Below are 19,259 nucleotides of genomic sequence, written 5' to 3' on the forward strand. Positions count from 1 at the left end.
CGGATCAGGGACTTGAGGATGGCCGGGCCCGGCCATCCTCAAGTCCCTGATCCGCGCCCTGGCGTCGGCCGGCGACTGGGCCGCCGATCCGCAAAACCAGGCTGAGCTGGTGGGCCTCCTCGCTCGCCCGGAATTCCTCGACACGTCGCCTGACGCGATCGCCCCAGGCCTGGCCGAGATCGCCTTCGCCGGGGCGGGCCTCAATCCGCCCCGCCGAGAGCAGGCGGGCTGGTCGCTGGAGCAGATGGTCCGGTGGGGGCAGGTCGGCGAGGTCGCCATCGACAAGGTCGCCGAGCGTTGCTGGCGTCCGGACCTCTATCTGGCCGCTCAAGGGCGCTGATCGCCCAAGACTTCGACAGGCGCTGTTCGCAGGCGCCGCATTTTCACGCGATGCAGGCCATCTGAGCTGACGCCTGCATCCCAGGCGTGACGGGACCGGCCGGCTCGCGCCTCATGGGGTCAGGCCCAGGACAACGGCGTTCGCGGCTTCTTCGGAACAGGCTCGATGACGAGCTGCCTCCGCACGGCGACGCCGCCACTCATGTCCTCTTGAACGGGTCTTCCCATGATGAGCCGATCCTTCCTTAAGGCGGGGCACGCCCCGACTCTGTTCTCGGCCTTCCTGTACTTCGACCTCAGCTTCATGGTCTGGGTGCTGCTGGGTCCCCTGGGCGTCGCCATCGCCGAGAGTTTCGATCTCGATGCGGCGCAGAAGGGCTTCATGGTCGCCGTTCCGGTTCTCGCCGGGGCTCTGCTGCGGGTGGTGGCCGGCGTCCTGGTGGACCACATCGGCCCGAAGAAGACCGGCATGATCGGCCAGCTCATCGTCATGGCGGGCCTTGCCGTCGCCTGGTTCGTGGGCCTGCACAATTATAGCCAGGTGCTGATGGTCGGCGTCCTGCTGGGTGTGGCCGGGGCCTCGTTCGCCGTCGCCCTGCCGCTGGCCTCGCGCTGGTATCCGCCTGAGCACCAGGGCCTGGCCCTGGGCATCGCTGGCGCGGGCAATTCCGGCACCGCTCTGGCCGCCCTGTTCGCGCCCCTGCTGGCCCAGCACTTCGGCTGGATGAACGTCCTGGGCCTGGCCACCATTCCCCTGGCCATCGCCTTCGTTGTCTATGTGGTCTTCGCCAAGGACGCCCCTGAGCAGCCGCTGCCCAAGTCCCTGACCGAATACATGGCGGTGCTGAAGACGCCCGACGCCTGGTGGCTGATGCTGCTCTACAGCGTCACCTTCGGCGGCTTTGTCGGCCTGTCCTCCTCGCTCACCATCTATTTCAACAGCGAGTATGGCCTGAGCCCGGTGATCGCCGGCTTCTTCACCGCCGCCTGCGTCTTCGCCGGCTCCTTCGCCCGGCCTGTGGGCGGGGGACTGGCCGACCGCTACGGCGGCGTGCGGACCCTGACGGTGGTCTATCTCATGGCCGCCGCAGGCCTGGCCGTCGCCAGTTTCCACATGGCGAACCCCTATCTGGCGCTCGGCGTGATCATGTTCGCGATGATGGCCCTGGGCGCGGGCAATGGGGCGGTCTTCCAGCTTGCGCCCCAGCGGTTCCGCAACGAGATCGGCGTGGTCACCGGCCTGGTCGGCATGACCGGGGGGATCGGCGGCTTCTACTTGGCCGCCAGCCTCGGCTGGGCCAAGCAGACCACGGGCTCCTATCAGGCCGGCCTGTTCGGCTTCGCCGTCATGGCGCTGATGGCCTGCTTCGCCCTCAACCTGGTCAAGGGCCAATGGCGCCGGACCTGGCGCGAACTGGCCGGCCCGTCCGCCGCCCCCATCCGTCTTTAGGTCGGCAGGAGATCCCCATGACCAAGGAACGTCTTGTCGTCATTGGCAACGGCATGGCCGGCTGCCGCGCGGTGGAGGAAGTGCTCAAGCGCGACCCCGACCGCTATGAGATTACCATCTTCGGGACCGAGCCCCGGGTGAACTACGACCGCATCATGCTCTCGCCTGTGCTGGCGGGCGAGAAGGCCTTCGCCGACATCGTCCTCAACGACGAGGCCTGGTACCGCGACCACGCCATCACCCTGCACGCAGGCTGCGCCGTCGCCGAGATCGACCGTGAGGCCAGGGTGGTCCGGGCGAGCGATGGGAGGCAGGCGGCCTATGACCGGCTGATCCTGGCCACCGGCTCCGATCCCGTGCGCTTGTCGCTACCCGGCGCAGACCTGGCCGGCGTGGTCACCTTCCGGGACCTGGACGATGTGGAGGCCATGGTGGCCGCCGCCGATGCGGGCGGCGAGGCCGTCGTCATCGGCGGCGGGCTGCTCGGCCTGGAGGCCGCCTATGGCCTGGCCCGGCGTGGGATGCGCGCCACGGTCATCCATCTGATGGACGTGCTGATGGAGCGCCAGCTGGACGAGTCGGCGGGCTTCCTGCTGCGCAGCGCCCTGACCGACCGTGGCGTGGAGACCGTGCTTGGCGCTCAGTCCGAGGCGATCCTGGGCGAGGACGGCAGGGTCAGCGGCCTGCAGCTCAAGGACGGGCGGATCATCTCCTGCAGCCTGCTGGTCATGGCCGTGGGCATCCGCCCCAACACGGCCCTGGCGGCGGACTGCGGCCTCAATGTCGGTCGCGGCGTGGTGGTGGACGACCAGATGCGCACCTCCGACCCCGCCGTCTTCGCCATCGGCGAGTGCGCCGAGCACCGGGGGATCGCCTATGGCCTGGTGGCGCCGATCTGGGAGATGTGCCGCACGCTCGCCGACGTGCTGACCGGGGTGGACGACTGCGCCTATGGCGGTTCGGTCCTGCAGACGCGGCTGAAGGTCTCCGGAGTCGACGTCTTCTCCGCCGGACGTTTCTCCGGCGGCGAGGGCTGCGAGGACGTGGTGTTCCGCGACGCCGGACGCGGGGTCTACAAGCGGGTGGTCCTGGAACAGGGCCGGGTGGCTGGCGCGGTCCTGTTCGGCGATGTGATCGACGGCGGCTGGTACTTCGACCTGATGAAGTCGCAGGCCGACGTCAGCGAGCTTCGCGAAACCCTCATCTTCGGTCAGGCGGTGACGGAGGCGCTCCGCGGCGTGGACCCTAAGAGCGCCGTTGCGGCCATGGCGGACTCCCAGGAGATCTGCGGCTGTAACGGCGTGTGCAAGGGCGCCATCACCACCGCCATTGCTGATCTCGGCCTGAGCACGCTCGAGGACGTCCGCGCCCACACCAAGGCCTCGGCCTCCTGCGGGTCATGCACCCCGCTGGTGGAGAAGCTGCTGGCGGTCAACCTGGGCGACGCCTTCCAGGCCCAGACCGGACCCAAGCCCGTCTGCGGCTGCACCCATCACGGCCATGAGGTGGTGCGCAAGCGCATCGTCTCCGAGGGCCTGAAGTCGATCCCGGCGGTCATGCAGGCCCTGGAATGGACGACGCCCGAGGGCTGCGCCAGCTGCCGGCCGGCGCTCAACTACTATCTGGTCTGCGCCTGGCCCGGCGACTATCAGGACGACAAGCAGTCGCGCTTCGTCAATGAGCGGGTCCACGCCAACATCCAGAAGGATGGCACCTATTCGGTGGTGCCGCGCATGTGGGGCGGCATGACCTCGCCCCAGGAACTGCGGGCCATCGCCGATGTGGCCGACAAGTTCGCCATTCCGGCCGTGAAGGTCACCGGCGGCCAGCGCATCGACCTGCTCGGCGTCAAGAAGGACGACCTCCCAGCAGTCTGGGCGGACCTGAATGCGGCCGGCATGGTCTCGGGCCACGCCTACGCCAAGGGGCTCCGCACGGTGAAGACCTGTGTCGGCACGGACTGGTGCCGTTTCGGGACCCAGGATTCCACGGGCCTTGGCGTGCGCCTGGAGAAGTTCATGTGGGGGTCGTGGGCCCCGGCCAAGGTGAAGCTGGCGGTGTCGGGCTGCCCGCGCAACTGCGCCGAAGCCACCTGCAAGGACATCGGCGTGGTGTGTGTGGATTCCGGGTTCGAAATCCACATCGGCGGCGCGGCGGGGCTGCACATTCAGGGGACCCAGCTGCTGACCAAGGTCGCCAGTGAGGATGAAGCCGTCTGGGCCATCTGCGCCATCACGCAACTCTATCGCGAGGAGGGCTGGTACCTGGAGCGCATCTACAAATGGATGGCCAGGGTCGGCCTGGAGGAGATCCGTGCGCAAATCGAGGACCCGGAGGCGCGCAAGGCCCTCTACGACCGCTTCGCCTATTCGCAGCGCTTCTCCCGCACCGACCCCTGGGCCGAGCGGGTCGCCGGTCGCCATGCCGACGAGTTCAATCCCCTCAGCCGCCGCCTGGAGTTCGAACGCGCATGAACGCCCTGGTCAAGGATCCGCAGATCACCTGGATCGACGTCGGCGCCGACACCGACATCCCCCGCCGCGGCGCCCGTCGCCTGAAGGGACCGAAAGGGGATATCGCCATTTTCCGCACCGGCGATGGTCAGGTCTTCGCGCTCATGGACGCCTGTCCCCACAAGGGCGGCCCGCTCAGCCAGGGCATCGTCCACGGCGCGTCGGTGACCTGTCCGCTGCATGGCCGGGTGATCGACCTGGCTACTGGCGAGTCCCTGGGCGCCGACGCCGGCAAGGGTTGCGCTCCCGTCGTGCCGCTGGAGGTGCGTGAAGGTCGCCTGTTCATCGGCCTGGTCAGGACCTGAGGCGCCCGTGGTCGAGACGCGCACCACCTGTCCCTATTGCGGCGTAGGCTGCGGGATTGCGGCCCGCGCCGAGGGCCGTGCCCTGGCCGTCGAAGGCGACGCGGGCCATCCGGCCAATTTCGGCCGCCTCTGTTCCAAAGGCACGGCCTTGGCCGATACGGTCGGGCTGGAGGGGCGGCTGCTGGCGCCGGAGATCGGCGGGCGACAGGTGTCCTGGGCCGAGGCGACCCGGCTGGTGGCGCGGCGGTTCTCCGAGACCATCGCCAAGTACGGCCCGGACTCGGTCGCCTTCTATGTCTCGGGCCAGCTCCTGACCGAAGACTATTACGCCGCCAACAAGCTCATGAAGGGGTTCATCGGCTCGGCCAATATCGACACCAATTCAAGGCTTTGCATGGCCTCGGCGGTGGCGGCGCACAAGGCTGCCTTCGGCGCCGACCTGGTGCCCGGCTGCTATGAGGATCTGGACCTCGCCGACCTCGTCGTCTTCTCCGGCCACAACGCCGCTTGGACCCATCCGGTGCTGTTCCGGCGGATGGAGGCGGCTCGGGATCGCGGCCAGCGGCACGTGGTTATCGATCCCCGCCGCACCGACACCGCCGAGATGGCGGACCTCCATCTGGCCCTGGCGCCTCAGACCGACGTGCGGCTGTGGAACGGGCTGCTCGCCAACCTGATGGATCGGGGCGCGGTGGACCAGGCCTATGTGGCCGCCCATGTCAGCGGCTATGGCGCGGTGATCGAAAGCCTCGCCCGCGACGACCAGTCGCCGGCTGCAGTGGCCGCCGACTGCGGCCTGGACCTGGCCGGCCTGACCGCCTTCTACGACCTCTTCGCCGTTACGCCGAAGACGGTCAGCCTGTTCTCCATGGGGGCCAACCAGTCGGCCCAAGGGGTGGCCAAGGGCCTGGCGATCATCAATGTCCACCTGGCCACCGGGCGGATCGGCAAGCCCGGCGCCTGTCCTTTCTCGATCACCGGCCAGCCCAACGCCATGGGCGGCCGGGAGACCGGCGGCCTGGCCAATACGCTCGCCGCCCACATGGACTTCACCGAGGCTGACTGCGCCCGGGTCGAAAGGTTCTGGGGCGCGCCGAACCTGGCCAGCAAGCCAGGCCTCAAGGCGGTCGAGATGTTCGAGGCGGTGGGCGACGGGCGCATCAAGGCCCTGTGGGTCATGGCCACCAATCCGGCCGTCAGCATGCCCAGGGCGCAAGCCGTGCGGGAGGCCCTGGCCAGGTGTCCTTTCGTCGTCGTCTCCGACTGCATGGCCGACACCGACACCACCGCCTTCGCCCATGTGAAGCTGCCCGCCCTGGCCTGGGGCGAGAAGGACGGCACGGTGACCAATTCCGAGCGCCGCATCTCCCGTCAGCGGGCGGTGATGGCGCCGCCCGGCCAGGCGCGCCCCGACTGGAAGATCGTCGCTGACGTGGCCACAGCCATGGGCCATGGGGAGGCGTTCAACTGGCGGTCCAACGCCCAGGTGTTCCGGGAATGGGCGCGGATGACCGCCTATGAAAACAGCGGCCGGACCCTGGATCTGGGGCCGCTCGTTGGCCTCACGCCGGATGGCTATCACGCCCTGGCACCCGTCCAATGGCCGGTGACGCCAGCCGGCGGCACGGCGCGGCTCTTCACCGATGGCCGCTTCCCCACCGCCGATGGCCGCGCCCGGATGGTCCCGGCGCTGGCTCAGGGGCCGGCAGAGGCCACCGATGGCGCCTTTCCCCTGGCCCTGAACACCGGCCGGGTCCGCGATCACTGGCATACGATGACCCGCACCGGCCTCTCCGCAGCGCTCAGCCGTCATGCGCCGGAGCCCTATGTGGAGGTCCATCCCGTCGACGCCCTGGCGCAAGGGATCGCCGAGGGCGCCCTGACCCGAGTTCGCACCGCCCATGGCGAAGCTGTCGCGGTGGCCAGGCTCACCGACGCCCAGCGGCCCGGTTGCATCTTCATGCCCATGCACTGGAGCGCCGCCTATGCGCCCCAGGGGATGGCCAATCCCCTGGTCTCAGGGCCCGTCGATCCCGTCTCCGGCCAGCCGGAGTTCAAGCACACGCCGGCCCGCATCCAGGCCTATCGCGAGACGTGGAGAGGCTTCTTCCTTTCCCGGGCGGCGATTACCCCGCCGGAAGGGCTCGACCTGGTCTGGCGGCGAATGACCCAGGACGGTTGCCAGCTTCACGAGTTCGCCGGCCGCGGCGACGCTGATCAGCGTGACGACCTGCGCAAAACGCTGAGCCGGGGACTGAAGGGCCAGGCGCTGCTGCTGGAGGACGCCCAGGGGGGGCGGCTGCGGGAAGCCTTCGTCCAGGACGACCGGCTGGCCAGCGTGCTGTTCATGACCGTGGAGACTGGCCGTTTGCCGCCCCGGGACTGGCTGGCCGCCCTGTTCGCCAAGGATCAGCTGAGCGAGGCCGATCGTGCGGCTCTGCTGATCGGCTTCGCCCCCGGCGTCGCCGTCGAGACCGGCCCCCTGGTCTGCGCCTGTCGCGGGGTGCGTCGGTCGCGGATCGAGGCGGCCGTCGCCCAGGGGGCTGCCAGCCTGGATGCGGTCGGCGCGGCCACCGGGGCGGGAAGCCAGTGTGGCTCCTGCCGTCCCGAAATCACCCGAATGCTGCCCGCCTCGGAGACCCGTCATGCCGCCTGAAGCCAAGCCCCTGTTTCCCGTCCAGCTCGTGGGCGCCGGACCTGGCGCGGCTGACCTGCTAACCCTGCGGGCGGCCCGCGCCGTCGAGGGCGCCCAGGCCCTGCTCTATGACGCCCTGGTCGGCGAAGAGATCCTGGCCATGGCGCCGCAGGCCTGCCTGAAGATCCAGACCGGCAAGCGCGCGGGTCGGCCCTCCATGCGGCAGGAGACCATCAACCGCCTGATGATCCGGCTGGCCCGGCGAGGCTTGCGTGTCGTGCGGCTGAAGGGCGGCGATCCCTCGATCTTCGGCAGGGTGGGGGAGGAGGCCCAGGCGCTGCGCCTGCACGGCTTGGCGGCGGAGATCGTGCCGGGCGTCACTGCGGCCTGCGCGGCGGCCGCCCAGTTCGGCCTGCCCCTGACCCATCGCGGCGTGGCCCGCCGGGTGGTGATGACCACCGCCACCACCCAGGACGGCGAACTCGCCCTCGACTGGGCGGCAGCCTCCGATCCCGAGGCGACCCTGGCCATCTATATGGGCGCCCGCGCCGCGCCGGAGATCGCGCGCCGCCTGATCGCCGCGGGGCGCTCGCCCCTGACACCCGTGGCCATCGTGGAAAACGCGAGCTCGCCTGGTGCGAACCTGAACCGGACCACCCTGGCCCAGCAGGCCGTCGCAGCGCCGATGCGCGCTGGCGCGGGGCCGGCCATTCTCCTGGTTGGCGAGGCGCTGGCCGCTTCGGCGTCGTGGCCCAGCGACGCGGGTCTCGAGGCGCTGCCCGGTGCGGCCTGATAGGCCCGTCCATGGAGTGCGGCGCCCACGCGGCATTTCGCGCGTTACGCTGGATGACCAGCCAATGGACGCGCTTCTTCAGGCAAGGTGAGCCTTGAGCGTGTTCGCCTCGTTCGGGAAGGCGCCTTTGACCGAGTCTCCACAAAACCCGGCCTATGAGGCCATAGTCGTCGGCGCAGGCCCCGCCGGCCTGACAGCGGCGGTGTATCTTGCGCGGTTTCGGCGGCGGGTGCTGGTGCTGGACGGCGGGCCCTCGCGCGCCGCATGGATTCCCGAGAGCCACAACACCCCGGGCTTCCCGGCGGGCATTTCAGGGACTGCCCTGCTGCAGCGTCTCCGCGACCAGGCCGAGGAATATGGGGCCGTGATTTCGGCCGCCAGGGCCGACAGGCTGGAGCAGACTTCCGGCAGGTTCAGGCTCCACATCGGTGGCGAGAGGGTTGAGGCCCCGACGGTGCTTCTGGCCACGGGGCTGGTCGATCATCTGCCGGATATCCCTGGCGTCGACGCCGCCCTGGCCGCGAGCCTGGCGCGGGTCTGCCCCATCTGCGACGCCTATGAGGCCATTGACGCCAGGCTGGCCGTGCTCGGCGACGGGCCGCTGGCCCTGCGGGAGGCCGAGTTCCTGCGCACCTACAGCCAGGACGTCTCTGTCCTGATGCTGGGCGAGGAAGGGGCCGGCTCGACCGGGGTCATGCCAGTAGCGCTGCAGGACATCCGGTTTGAAGACCGTAAGATCGTCCTTGCGCGCCAGGACCTGGCCGACCAGCGCTTTGACTATCTCTATCTCGCCATGGGCAGCACGATCCAAGCCGACCTCGCCACCGGCCTCGGCGCCCGGCAGGATGATAGCGGAAAGCTGCTGGCGGACGCCCATCAGATGACGACGGTCGAAGGGCTATATGTGGCCGGTGATGTGGTCAGGGGGCTGAACCAGATCGCGGTCGCCACCGGCGAGGCGGCGATCGCCGCGACGGCGATGCACAATCGCCTGCGTAACGCCTGATCCCCCCGGGACGGCGCCACTGGAACCGTTCGTCAGCAAGAACGTCTGTGCCGTGAGGAGTCGCCATGGCCGCGCCGCGCAAGCTCAAGGTCTTCCAAGCCCAGATCGGCTTCTACGACACGGTGGTGGCGGCCTCGAGCCAGCCTGCAGCCCTGCGCGCCTGGGGTATGCGCCAGGACCTTTTCGCGTCTGGCCATGCGAAGTTGGCCGAGGATCCGCAGGCCATCGAGGCGGCCCGGGCGCATCCTGAAACGCCATTGAAAAGGGCCGTCGGATCAAACGATGCGTTCGCCCTTGAAGCCGCGCACCTGCCCGACGTGCCCGCCGCCCGCGGGCGGCGCAAGGTCGCCTCGCCGGGCACGATAAAGGCGCCGCCTAACGCCACGCCGGCGGTGAGGGCAACTGCGTCGAAGCCCAAGCCCAAGCCCAAGCCCAAGCCCAAGCCCGATCGGGGCCGGCTTGAAGCGGCTGAAGCCAAGCTGCAGGCGGTCGAGGCCGACCGTCGCGAGGAGGAAACCGCCCTCGCGCGGCGCTTGGCGAGCCTGGAGGAGGAAATGGCTCAGGCGAAAAGCAGGTTCACGAGCACCCATCGGGCGGCGAAGGCCGAGGCCGAACGAGCCCTCGCGGCCTATCGCAGGGCCGGCGGCGAAGCGTAGAGGTCAGGCAAGCCCGGGGCGTGGTTCGCCTGGGAGCGGGCGCCGCCGCTGCTGGCGGACGCCCCGTGGGTGTGGCCGCAGATCGGCGCTACAGGCCCGACGCCCGCCCGCGACCACAGGCGTTCGTGGATCGCGAAGGCGAAGGTCTGCACGACGGGCTCGACGACGCCGACGGCGAGCGCCACCCGCCAGTCGCGGGTGAGGGCGAAGGCCACGGCCACCGCCACCGTCAGGTGCATCAGACCATAGGTGATCGTCTTCAGCAGCACGCGGTTCATGACCTTCGCCCCTCGATCACTTTGCGACCGGCGTGGTGGAGCCGGCCCCGGGACCCGCGCCCAGATCAGCGCCGGTGATCGGGTCGCCGTCGGGGGCCGACTCGGTGCGCTTAGCCAGGTTGGCCAGCACCTTGGTGTCCTTGGCCGGCAGCTTGACCGAGGCCAGCCCGTCGCCGCCATCGACCGCAGCCTGGTCTTCACGCTCGCTGACCACCTGCCAGTTATCGCCGGAGTTCCACGGACCCGAGGCGTCGCCGTCGCCCTGGGACATGTTGTAATAGACGTCGGCGAACTTGGGATCAGCTGGCAGCTTGCCCGTGGGGAAGTTGGGCTCGATGGCGTAGAGCGCCTTCTCGAACGACTTCTGGTGGGCGACCTCGCGGGTCATCAGGAATCCGAGGGCGTCCTTGATGCCCGGATCGTCTGTAATGTTGATCAGCCGCTCATAGATGATCTTGGCCCGGCTTTCGGCGGCGATGTTGGATCGCAGGTCGGCCGTCGGTTCGCCACGGCAGTCGACATAGGCCGCGGTCCACGGCACCCCCGACGAGTTGGTCAGGGCGGGGCCGCCGCCATAGAGCAGCGCCTGGGTGTGGCTGTCGCCGCCTCGGGTCAGGGACATGTAGAGATCGGCTTCCGACAGGGCGGCCTCGGCCAATTGACCTTTGGCGCCCTTGTTGAGCATAGCGACGATGCTGCCGATAACCTCCAGGTGGCTCAGCTCCTCGGTCGCGATATCAAGTAAAAGATCCTTACGACCTGGATCTTCTTCGGCCAGTCCCTGAGTAAAATACCGCATTGCAGCGGCAAGTTCGCCATCCGGACCGCCGAACTGTTCCAGAAGCAGGCTGGCCAGCACTGGATTTGGCTCAGATACACGCACTGTGTACTGAAGTCTCTTGTTATGCATGAACATGGTCATTCCTTTGAAGCACGCTAAACTAGCGACCTGGTGACCTAAGGCGTCCGAATGCCATGAGTTCCTATAGTGAAGGCTCAAATATTATAATTCGCGAGAAGTGTCGACAATCAGACTGTCGAGTAAGTCGGGATTGCAACAGAGCGTCCTCTCGGCGGGGATCTCGGCTGCTGAACGTGACGGCTCCGTGAAGTTTGAATGAAACTCGCTGTCACACACTGAGGGGTTGCTCGGCCCTGTCGTTGAGGGGGCGGGGGGCAAGGGCCGGACGCGCATGTCCGGTTCCCCGCCGTCGCAACATCGACACGCGGAGAAATTCAGTGAACGGAATGAATCACCACCTCGGCCCGGGCCGCGGGCGCCGCGCCGTCTGGCTGATGACCAGCTGCGCCGCCATCGGCTTGCTCAGCGCCACCGGCGTTCAGGCCCAGACCCAGAATGAAGCCACCGAGGTCGGCGAACTCGTCGTTACGGGCAGCTATCAGCGCAGCCTTCAGCAGGCCGTGGACCTGAAGCGTGAAAATGTCGGCTTCTCCGACTCCATCGTCGCCACCGACGTCGCCAACTTCCCCGAACAGAACCTGGCCGAGGCGCTGCAGCGCATGCCCGGCGTGACGATCGAGCGGAACAAGGGCCTGGGCACCCGCGTCATGGTCCGCGGCCTGCCCAGCGAGTTCACCTTCGTCACCATCAACGACCTGGCGACGGCCTCGGGCAGCGGCGGCCGCGACGTCGAGTTCGACATCTTCGCCTCGGAGATCATCCAGCAGGTCACTGTCCAGAAGTCGCCAACCGCGGCCGACGAGGAAGGCGGCATCGCCGGCTCGATCAACATCTCCACGGCCCGCCCGTTCGACTATGACGGGCCCCGCCTGGTCGGCTCGGTGGAAGGCGCCTACAACTCCATCTCCGAGGAGATCGACCCCAAGCTGTCCTTCCTGGCCAGCAACACCTGGGGCGACTTCGGCGCGCTGGTCTCGGTCTCCACGGCCAAGCGGACCAACCGCACCGACTCTAATTCCGGCATCAATTTCCGTCCGGCCTTCCGCTTCCTGGAAGCTTCGGGCACGCGGGGGACCCAGGCCCAGAGCGTGCTGGCCCGGGACGCCGGCGTGATCGTCACTGACCGGTCGGACCGGGACCAGACGAGCCGCATCATCTTCCAGGACAAGGTCGGCGACCGGGTCTATCTGAACGAGCAGGACCAGTGGGGCGCGACCCTGTCGCTGCAATACCAGCCTTCCTCGAACTTCAGCCTGGCCTTCGACGGCATGATCGGCGCCTATGACGCCACCGAGGACGAGTACGACGCCGCGGCCTATTCCGCCTCCAGCCGCAGCACCTTCGAGACCATCCACGAATATGACGACACTACGCTGGCCGACTACGGCATGGTGGTCCTGCGCGACGTCTCCTACACCGCCACCCAGCACGAGTTCCTGAGCAAGGAGCGGATCAGCAAGACCGACTATTCGCAGTTCGGGGCCGAGCTGAACTGGAATGGCGACAACTGGGAATTCAATGCGCTGGCCGGCTATTCCGGCGCGGAAAAGACCATCGACTTCGCCAATCTGAAGCATGTGGCCTACGCCCCGTCGCGCACCCGCTGGACGGCAGATGGCGGCGAGACGATCCTGAGCGCCAACCCGGCCTCGATCGACATGTACAATTCGCCGACGAGCTATCTGTTCGAGGCCTATGAGACCAACCTCGAGGCCATCACCGACGACAAGTACGCCGCCCAGGCCGACTTCACCCGCCACTTCGATTTCGCAGCCTTCCCGGCGCTCAGCAGCATCCAGGTCGGCGCCCGCTACACCGACAAGTCCAAGGAGCGCCAGTACGGCTCCCTGAACATCCAGGGGCCGGGGCCGGGCGACTCGTCATGGGCCAATCAGCGCACCCTGGCCGACAGCGTTCTGACGCCGATCGCCGATCTCGTGCCCGGCGGCGACTACAGCGCCCGCGACCTGACCTGGAGCCAGATCTCCAATGCCTATGCCCGCGACACCTTCCGTTATGCGGGCTTCGTCACCCCCTTTGACGATGGCCAGTATTACGAGGTCACCGAGGAGACCCTCAGCCTCTACGCCATGGCTGATTTCGATTTCGAGATCGCCCGTGTGCCGGTGTTCGTGAACGGCGGCGCCCGCTATGTGGACACCACCGTGGAGTCCTCGGGCTTTCACCAGGTCCAGAACCCGGACGGCACCACGGGCTACACCCCCGAACCGGTGTCGAGCGAGGGCGGCTATGACAAGATCCTGCCCAGCCTGAACATCCATGCCGAGCTGACCGACAGCATCGTCCTGCGCGGGGCGGCCTCGGAGACCCTGATCCGGCCGGCCCTGAGCGACCTGGCCTACAAGCGCACCGCCAGTTGGAACTCGTTCCGCTTCACCGACGGCAACCCCAACCTGCAGCCGACCTACGCCAAGCAGTGGGAAGTGGGCCTCGAGAAGTACCTGGCGCAGGGCGGCCTGCTGTCGGTCTCCTACTTCTGGAAGGAGATCGAGGGCGTCGTCCGCAGCGAGCTGACCGGGACCGTCCCGAACGTCACCAAATACAACGCCAACGGCACGGTCGACGGGGTCTACGACTTCGACGTCTATCAGCCGGTCAACGCCGAGGGCTCCTACGAGGTCAGCGGGGTCGAACTGGTGGCGGTGGTGCCGCTGAGCCTCTTCTATGCGCCGCTGGAAGGCTTCGGCGTCAACGCCAACTACACCCTGCTGGACAGCTCGCTGACCGGCGAGTCCGACCTCGGCATCCCGACGCCGCCGGTGGGCCTGGCCGACAAGACCTACAACGTCACCCTCTATTACGAGAACGACCGCTTCCAGGCCCGCGCGTCCTATAACTACAAGGACAAGTACGTCGAAGGGATCGGCTACGAGATGTACCCGATCTGGCGCGACGCCTACGGCCAGACCGACATCTCGGTCAGCTATGATGTGAACGACCGCATCCAGCTCAGCCTGGAGGGGATCAACATCACCGACGAGGAGACCAAGGGCTACACCATGCATCCCTCCTTCCCGACCATGTACGAACTTTCCGGGCGCCGCTTCAGCCTGGGCGTACGCATGGAGTGGTGAGCCCGCGTTGATCGCGACAGCCCTCGAGACCGCCGGTGGAGCGCACTTTCCCCTTGCGTTCCACCGCGCGCAGCGCCCCCTCCGATGGAGGGGGCGTCTTTGCGCCTGCATGGGCGGACGGCGGGCGGCGCATGGGGACTGAGTTCGACATCAACGGCCTGCGCGCCGACCTTGTCGCCTATCTCCGCCGCAAGGACCGGGGCGGAGAGGAGGCCGAGGACGTGGCGCAGGAGGCCTTCGCCCGGTTCCACCGCGCCGGCCACGAGCTGACGGCGGCCGATGCGCGACCGCTCCTGTTCGTCATCGCCAGGAACATCCAGCTCGACCGCTGGAAGGCCGCCGCGCGGGAGACCCGCCGGAGCCTGCCGGACGACGTGTATGACCTGGACTCCGGCCCCTACGCCCTGGCCAGCGCCGCGCCCCGGGCCGATCAGCAACTGATCGATCGCCAGAACCTGGCCGCCGCCGCCGCGGCGATCCGCGCCCTGCCACCCAAGACGCGGGACGCCTTCCTGCTGCACAGGTTCGAAAACCTGACCTATCGCCAGATCGCCGCGCGGTTGGGAATCTCGGTCAGCATGGTCGAAAAACATATCGCCGAGGCGTTGCGGCAGTTGAAGATGTCGCGGGGCGATTGAGGTGTTGGTCCCGTGCATCGTTGTGTTTGGTGACGCCCGCGGCGACGCTGGCCACACCGTCCAGAGGAAGTCCCTGCGCTGATGCTCAATCGTCTCGCCGCCCTGTTCGCCGCCCGGCCTTCGACGGCCGAGGCCTGGCTGGCCCGCATGGGGCGGCCGGGCGTGAGCGCGCGCGACCAGGTGGCGCTCGAAGCCTGGCTCGACGCCGACCCCGACCATCTTCGTCAGTATGAGGGGCTGAAGGCGGCGAACGCCGGACTGGACGACCTGCGTCACGCCTTTGAAGGTGACCTCGCCCGCCTGCGGCGCGGTAAGGCGTCGCGACCGGGCGTACCCCGGGGGCTGGTCTTTGGCGGCGGCTTGGCCGCCATAGCCGCGGTGGTGGCCGCGATCGCCTTGCTGCCCATGCTGCGAGCCACGCCCGAGAGCCAGCTCTTCGAAAGCGCGCCAGGCCAGATCGTCGACGTGACTCTGGACGACGGCTCGCACGTGACCCTGGACGCCGACTCCGCCATCCGCGTGGCCTTCGCCGAGGACGTGCGCCGCCTGACCCTGGAGCGGGGCTCTGCCTATTTCGAGGTGGAGCACGACGCCGCCCACCCCTTCCAGGTGGCGGTGGCCGATCGTCAGGTGATCGTCACCGGCACGCGCTTCGTCACGGCCATCACCGGCGACAGCGCGCAGATCTCGGTCCTTCAGGGGCGCGTGGTGATCGGGCGTCGCGATGCGGCTCGGGCCGATGCGCTGGAGGGCGCGCTGGGGGTCACGGCCGGCGAACGCGCCGTCTTCCGATCCGGCGCGCCTCAGATCGTGAAGACCCGCGCCGACGTGGAGGCGGCGACGGCCTGGCGCCAGCGCCGGCTGGTATTCCGCAATGCGCCTCTGTCCGAGGTGATCACGGCCGCCGCCCGCTATTCCAATGCGCCCCTGGTCGTCGCCGATCCGGCGCTGGATCGCATGTTCATCACCACGGTCCTGCCCCTGGAAGGGGACGGCGCCCTGGCCGATCGCATGGCCGCGCTGCTGCCCATACGGGCCGAACACGCCGCCGATGGCCGCGTCCTGATCCGCGCCGAATAGGCGGCCATCGCAGAGCTGTCACGCCCGTGCGGTAGGGCGGCTGGACATGGTCTGTCCACGGCTCAGCTCCCTGAACCTGTTCGCCGCCTCGCCAGGTGGGAGCCTGCGATCGGCTGTGTCTGGTCTCGTGATCCTCGCCACGCTGCTGACGCTGGCTATCGCACAGCCGGCGCAGGCCCAGCCCGGCCGGTCGATCTGGTTCGACATCCCCGCCCAGGACGCCTCATCGGCGCTCCTTCAGCTCTGTCTGGCGGCCGATTGCGAGCTGGCCTTCACCTCCAGCCCTGGCCGCATCGTGCGCACCAAGGCCGTGCGGGGGACGATGCCCTGGCGGACCGCCATGGCCCAGATGCTGGACGGAACCGACCTGCGCTATCGCTTCGTGGGTTCCCGGGGCGTGCGGGTTTGGGTCGCCACGTCAGCGCCATCGCCGCCGCCGCCGCAGCAGGCTCCACCGGTGGAGGTGAAGGCTGTGGAGGTCGTCGGACGTCTCTCGGCTAAGATCGACGAGGGGTTGAGCCGCAAGCGCGCCGCCGACGTCATTTCCGACGTCGTCGCATCAGACCGGATCGGAGATCTTCCCGCCGCCAACCTGGCCGAGGCCCTGCAGCGGGTGCCCGGCGTGGCCATCGAGCGCGAGGTGGGCGAGGGCCAGTTCGTCAGCGTGCGGGGCCTGGGGCCGCTGTTCCAGTCGGTGACGCTGAACGGCGCGCCGGTGGCCTTCAACGAAAACATCCGCAACTCCACCCAGAGCGGTCGCCAGTTCCGCTTTCGCGCTCTGTCAGTCGATCTGTTGGCCGGCGCTCGCCTGACCAAGTCCTCGACGCCGGACCTGATCGACGGCGGCATCGGCTCCAATATCGACATCGAAACCGCCGGCGGCCTCGACGGCGACCCCTTTCTGTCCCTGCGGCTGGGCGGCGAGGCGAGCGCGCGCTCCGACGAGGTTGGGGCCGATCTTTCCATGGCCGGCCGGATGGTCTCAGCCGATGGCGAGATGGGCCTGATCGCCGGGGTCTCCGAGGAGACCCGGAGCGTCCGCTATGACCGCTTCCAGATCATGCGCTATGGCCAGACGGTCATCGACGGTGAGCTGCTGGTCACCCCGAACGATGTCCGCACCACGGTGGAGCAGGAGGCGCGCCGGCGACGCAGCCTGTTCATCGGCGCCGACTGGCGGCCATCAGCCGATGTCCGGCTCGATTTCGACGCCCTGGTCTCGACCTTCGACAACGCCATTCGCGAGGACCGGCTGGTGTTTGGCCTGGGCGCGGCGCTGGCCGAGCCGGGCGCGACAGTGCGCGCGAAAAACGGCGTGGTCACCGCCGCCAGCCTCATCGACGGCCAGATCGACAACAATACCGAGTTCTCCGATCAGTCGCATCTGAACGTGCTCGTCTCGGTCGGGGCCGACATCGCCCTGGGCGACTGGCGCCTGACCCCGCGCCTCAGCGCCTCGCACGCCTATTCGGTGCTGGATACGCCCCTGGAGCGCTTCTCGACGGAGTCGCCCGAGGGGGTCGCCTACAGCTTCGACCTGGGCGATGCGGCCCAGTCCCGCCGGGCCGCCAGCCTGACCACCGACTACGACCTCCTCAACCCCGCCAGCCTGACCCTGGGCCAGTTGAGCATTCGCGCGGTGGAGTCCCGGGACGCTGACGTGACGGCGATGTTCGACGCCGAGCGCCGTATCGACTCCCACCGGGCGGGCGTCGGCTTCACGGCGCTTCGATGGGGCGTCCAGGTCAGCGACCGGAGCCGGGACTATGATCGCCGCGATCGGCGCGCCATTCCCCTGACGGATGACGGCGTCGTGGTCGGTTTCTATACGGGCGCCACCCCCGCCGACGTGTTCAGCGACCTCGTCGCCGTCCGTTCGACCCCCTGGGCCACGGCGGACTTTGCGCGCCTAGGCCCAGCCTTTCGCATTGCAGATCCGGCCGCCGGCATCGTCTTCCGGCCGGGCGATGTCGCACCGACCGGCGCCGACCAGCAGAATTCCTACGAGGTCGGCGAGCAGGTGGCGGCGGCCTATCTGCGCCTGGATTTCGAAGGCCAAGCGATGGCGCGCCGCCTCTCCGGCAATTTCGGGGTCCGGGCCATCGAGACCCGCACCCATGTGGAGGGCGCGCGCCTGGAGCGGGTGGGGGATGCGGCCCAGGTTCGATCCGTGACCTTCGACGGCGACCATCAGGCGGTCCTGCCGAGCCTGAATCTGGCGGCTGAGCTGAATGAGGCGACGATCCTGCGGATGGCGGCGTCGCGCTCGATCACCCGCCCGTCCCTGGCCGATCTGCGCGCCTCCACCGTCCCGGCGAGCGTCCTGGTGTCGGCCATCTATGAGGACGGCGAGGCGGCGGTCACCGACCCGGAAGCGGGCGTCATCTTCAGCGGCGTCGGCGGCAACCCGGCCCTGACGCCCTATGTCTCGACCAATTTCGACATCTCCTATGAGGTCACCGGCCGGCGCACCAGCCTCTCCATCGCCTATTTCCACAAGACCATCGACGACTTCATCGAGACGGCGGCGGCGCCGGAGGTGCTGACCTTCGAAACCCAGGCCGGTCCCCTGGTCGAGGCGGAGGTCCTGATGAGCCGGCCGCATAATGTCGGGCGCGCCACCATCGATGGGGTGGAACTGGGCCTGCACCAACGCCTGGCCCATGGCCTGGGCCTTTGGGCCAGCGCCACCTGGACCCGTTCGAGGCTGGACGGCGGCGGGCGGTTGACCGGCGTCTCGGACTGGGCCTGGTCGCTCAGCCCCTATCTGGAGCGCGGCCCCTTAAGCGTGAACCTGTCCTGGTCCTGGCGCTCCCCCTTCCGCTCCGAGGCTGATATGCAGGGCGGCGGGGTCTCGGACTTCACTGTCGGCGCGGCGGGCTATCTCGACGCCCAGGCGGTCTATGCGCTCCCGGCCCAGGCCGAACTGGTCATCTCGGCCACCAACCTGACCAACACCCGCGAACTCGCCTATGAAGGCGCCAAGGACCGCCTCCTCCAACTCGGCTCGGTCGGCCGCCAGGCCTCCGTCGGTGTCCGCTGGGTCTGGTGAGGCGGCGGGGGCGCGGGGACGCACAGGTGTCACAACAGCCCGCTAGCCATGGCGCATGACTGATCGCGCGACGCCCAACCTTCCGGCCCGTGACTTTGACGAGACCGCCCAGTTCTACGAGGCCCTCGGCTTCTCGCAGTCCTGGCGTGACCGGGCCTGGATGATCCTGACCAGGGGGTCTCTCCAGCTGGAGTTCTTCCCCCACCCCGACCTCGATCCGAGCGCAAGCTGGTTCAGCGCCTGTCTGCGGCTTTCAGACCCCGCCCGGTTCTATGAAGCTTGCCGGGCGGCTGGGGTCTCTGAGGCCCGCGCCGGTTTCCCCAGGCTCGTCCCCCGCGCCGCAGACGACACAGGCCCTCTCGTCGGCGCGCTCATCGACTTGAATGGATCGCTCCTCAGGTTGATCAAGGACCATCCGGCCGGCTGAGCTCGCCGAGAGTTGGCTCCAGCCTGGCCCGAAGTTCGAACCGATTGCGCCGCCTGAATATGGGGCGGCG

14 protein-coding genes and 1 pseudogene are annotated in these 19,259 nt (G+C 68.4%); 13 read left to right on the forward strand and 2 right to left on the reverse strand.

The window, feature by feature from the left end; translation table 11 throughout:
• Positions 1–109: 109 nt before the first annotated feature.
• From V7702_RS04130 to V7702_RS04165, 8 genes are all read left to right on the forward strand, one after another.
• Complete coding sequence (locus tag V7702_RS04130; protein WP_335648877.1) at positions 110–340, forward strand: hypothetical protein; 231 nt, start codon at positions 110–112, stop codon at positions 338–340.
• Between the two features lie 225 nt (positions 341–565).
• On the forward strand, positions 566–1,789 hold the full coding sequence (locus V7702_RS04135) for a nitrate/nitrite transporter (RefSeq protein WP_335648878.1): 1,224 nt from the start codon (positions 566–568) through the stop codon (positions 1,787–1,789).
• Positions 1,790–1,806: 17 nt separating this feature from the next.
• A complete protein-coding gene (gene nirB / locus V7702_RS04140; protein ID WP_335648879.1) occupies positions 1,807–4,263 on the forward strand; it encodes a nitrite reductase large subunit NirB in 2,457 nt (818 codons plus the stop codon).
• A complete protein-coding gene (gene nirD / locus V7702_RS04145) occupies positions 4,260–4,607 on the forward strand; it encodes a nitrite reductase small subunit NirD (protein ID WP_335648880.1) in 348 nt (115 codons plus the stop codon). Before nirB ends, nirD begins: the two co-directional genes overlap by 4 nt.
• Before the next feature lie 7 nt (positions 4,608–4,614).
• Positions 4,615–7,263 (forward strand): nitrate reductase, encoded by a 2,649-nt coding sequence (locus V7702_RS04150; protein ID WP_335648881.1) that lies wholly within the window; start codon positions 4,615–4,617, stop codon positions 7,261–7,263.
• Positions 7,253–8,035, forward strand: a complete 783-nt coding sequence (gene cobA, locus V7702_RS04155; RefSeq protein WP_335648882.1) for a uroporphyrinogen-III C-methyltransferase — start codon at positions 7,253–7,255, stop codon at positions 8,033–8,035. The genes V7702_RS04150 and cobA overlap by 11 nt, the downstream gene beginning before the upstream one ends.
• A 127-nt stretch (positions 8,036–8,162) precedes the next feature.
• Positions 8,163–9,041, forward strand: a complete 879-nt coding sequence (locus V7702_RS04160) for an NAD(P)/FAD-dependent oxidoreductase (RefSeq protein WP_335648883.1) — start codon at positions 8,163–8,165, stop codon at positions 9,039–9,041.
• Between the two features lie 65 nt (positions 9,042–9,106).
• Positions 9,107–9,697 (forward strand): hypothetical protein, encoded by a 591-nt coding sequence (locus V7702_RS04165; RefSeq protein ID WP_335648884.1) that lies wholly within the window; start codon positions 9,107–9,109, stop codon positions 9,695–9,697.
• A 104-nt stretch (positions 9,698–9,801) separates the two neighbouring features.
• Here the strand turns inward: V7702_RS04165 and V7702_RS16875 are convergent.
• Both V7702_RS16875 and V7702_RS04175 read right to left on the reverse strand, forming a co-directional pair.
• A pseudogene (locus V7702_RS16875) lies at positions 9,802–9,975 on the reverse strand (DUF2061 domain-containing protein); the annotation flags it as partial.
• A 16-nt stretch (positions 9,976–9,991) separates the two neighbouring features.
• The gene (locus tag V7702_RS04175) at positions 9,992–10,897 is read right to left on the reverse strand and encodes a manganese catalase family protein (RefSeq protein ID WP_335648886.1); all 906 of its coding nucleotides are present in this window, start codon (positions 10,895–10,897) and stop codon (positions 9,992–9,994) included.
• A 326-nt stretch (positions 10,898–11,223) separates the two neighbouring features.
• On the opposite strand from V7702_RS04175, the gene V7702_RS04180 reads away from it, so the two are divergent.
• The 5 genes from V7702_RS04180 to V7702_RS04200 all read left to right on the forward strand — a co-directional run bounded on the left by V7702_RS04180 (position 11,224) and on the right by V7702_RS04200 (position 19,189).
• The gene (locus V7702_RS04180; protein WP_335648912.1) at positions 11,224–13,992 is read left to right on the forward strand and encodes a TonB-dependent receptor; all 2,769 of its coding nucleotides are present in this window, start codon (positions 11,224–11,226) and stop codon (positions 13,990–13,992) included.
• Positions 13,993–14,123: 131 nt separating this feature from the next.
• A complete protein-coding gene (locus V7702_RS04185; RefSeq protein WP_335648887.1) occupies positions 14,124–14,630 on the forward strand; it encodes an RNA polymerase sigma factor in 507 nt (168 codons plus the stop codon).
• 81 nt (positions 14,631–14,711) lie between these two features.
• Complete coding sequence (locus V7702_RS04190) at positions 14,712–15,710, forward strand: FecR family protein (RefSeq protein WP_335648888.1); 999 nt, start codon at positions 14,712–14,714, stop codon at positions 15,708–15,710.
• 115 nt (positions 15,711–15,825) lie between these two features.
• Positions 15,826–18,762, forward strand: coding sequence for a TonB-dependent receptor (locus V7702_RS04195; RefSeq protein WP_335648889.1), 2,937 nt, complete (start codon positions 15,826–15,828; stop codon positions 18,760–18,762).
• Positions 18,763–18,817: 55 nt separating this feature from the next.
• Positions 18,818–19,189 carry a bleomycin resistance protein gene (locus V7702_RS04200; protein ID WP_335648890.1) on the forward strand — a complete coding sequence of 124 codons (372 nt, stop codon included), beginning with the start codon at positions 18,818–18,820 and terminating at the stop codon, positions 19,187–19,189.
• Positions 19,190–19,259 lie beyond the last annotated feature (70 nt).

The organism is Phenylobacterium sp., from assembly GCF_036963605.1.
GTDB lineage: Bacteria > Pseudomonadota > Alphaproteobacteria > Caulobacterales > Caulobacteraceae > Phenylobacterium.

Coding starts and splice junctions, on each gene's coding strand:
- V7702_RS04165 (WP_335648884.1), top strand. CDS start 9,107: ATGGCCGCGCCGCGCAAGCTCAAGGTCTTCCAAGCCCAGATCGGCTTC.
- V7702_RS04190 (WP_335648888.1), top strand. CDS start 14,712: ATGCTCAATCGTCTCGCCGCCCTGTTCGCCGCCCGGCCTTCGACGGCC.
- V7702_RS04200 (WP_335648890.1), top strand. CDS start 18,818: ATGACTGATCGCGCGACGCCCAACCTTCCGGCCCGTGACTTTGACGAG.
- nirD (WP_335648880.1), top strand. CDS start 4,260: ATGAACGCCCTGGTCAAGGATCCGCAGATCACCTGGATCGACGTCGGC.
- V7702_RS04185 (WP_335648887.1), top strand. CDS start 14,124: ATGGGGACTGAGTTCGACATCAACGGCCTGCGCGCCGACCTTGTCGCC.
- V7702_RS04180 (WP_335648912.1), top strand. CDS start 11,224: ATGAATCACCACCTCGGCCCGGGCCGCGGGCGCCGCGCCGTCTGGCTG.
- V7702_RS04175 (WP_335648886.1), bottom strand. CDS start 10,897: ATGACCATGTTCATGCATAACAAGAGACTTCAGTACACAGTGCGTGTA.
- V7702_RS04135 (WP_335648878.1), top strand. CDS start 566: ATGATGAGCCGATCCTTCCTTAAGGCGGGGCACGCCCCGACTCTGTTC.
- cobA (WP_335648882.1), top strand. CDS start 7,253: ATGCCGCCTGAAGCCAAGCCCCTGTTTCCCGTCCAGCTCGTGGGCGCC.
- nirB (WP_335648879.1), top strand. CDS start 1,807: ATGACCAAGGAACGTCTTGTCGTCATTGGCAACGGCATGGCCGGCTGC.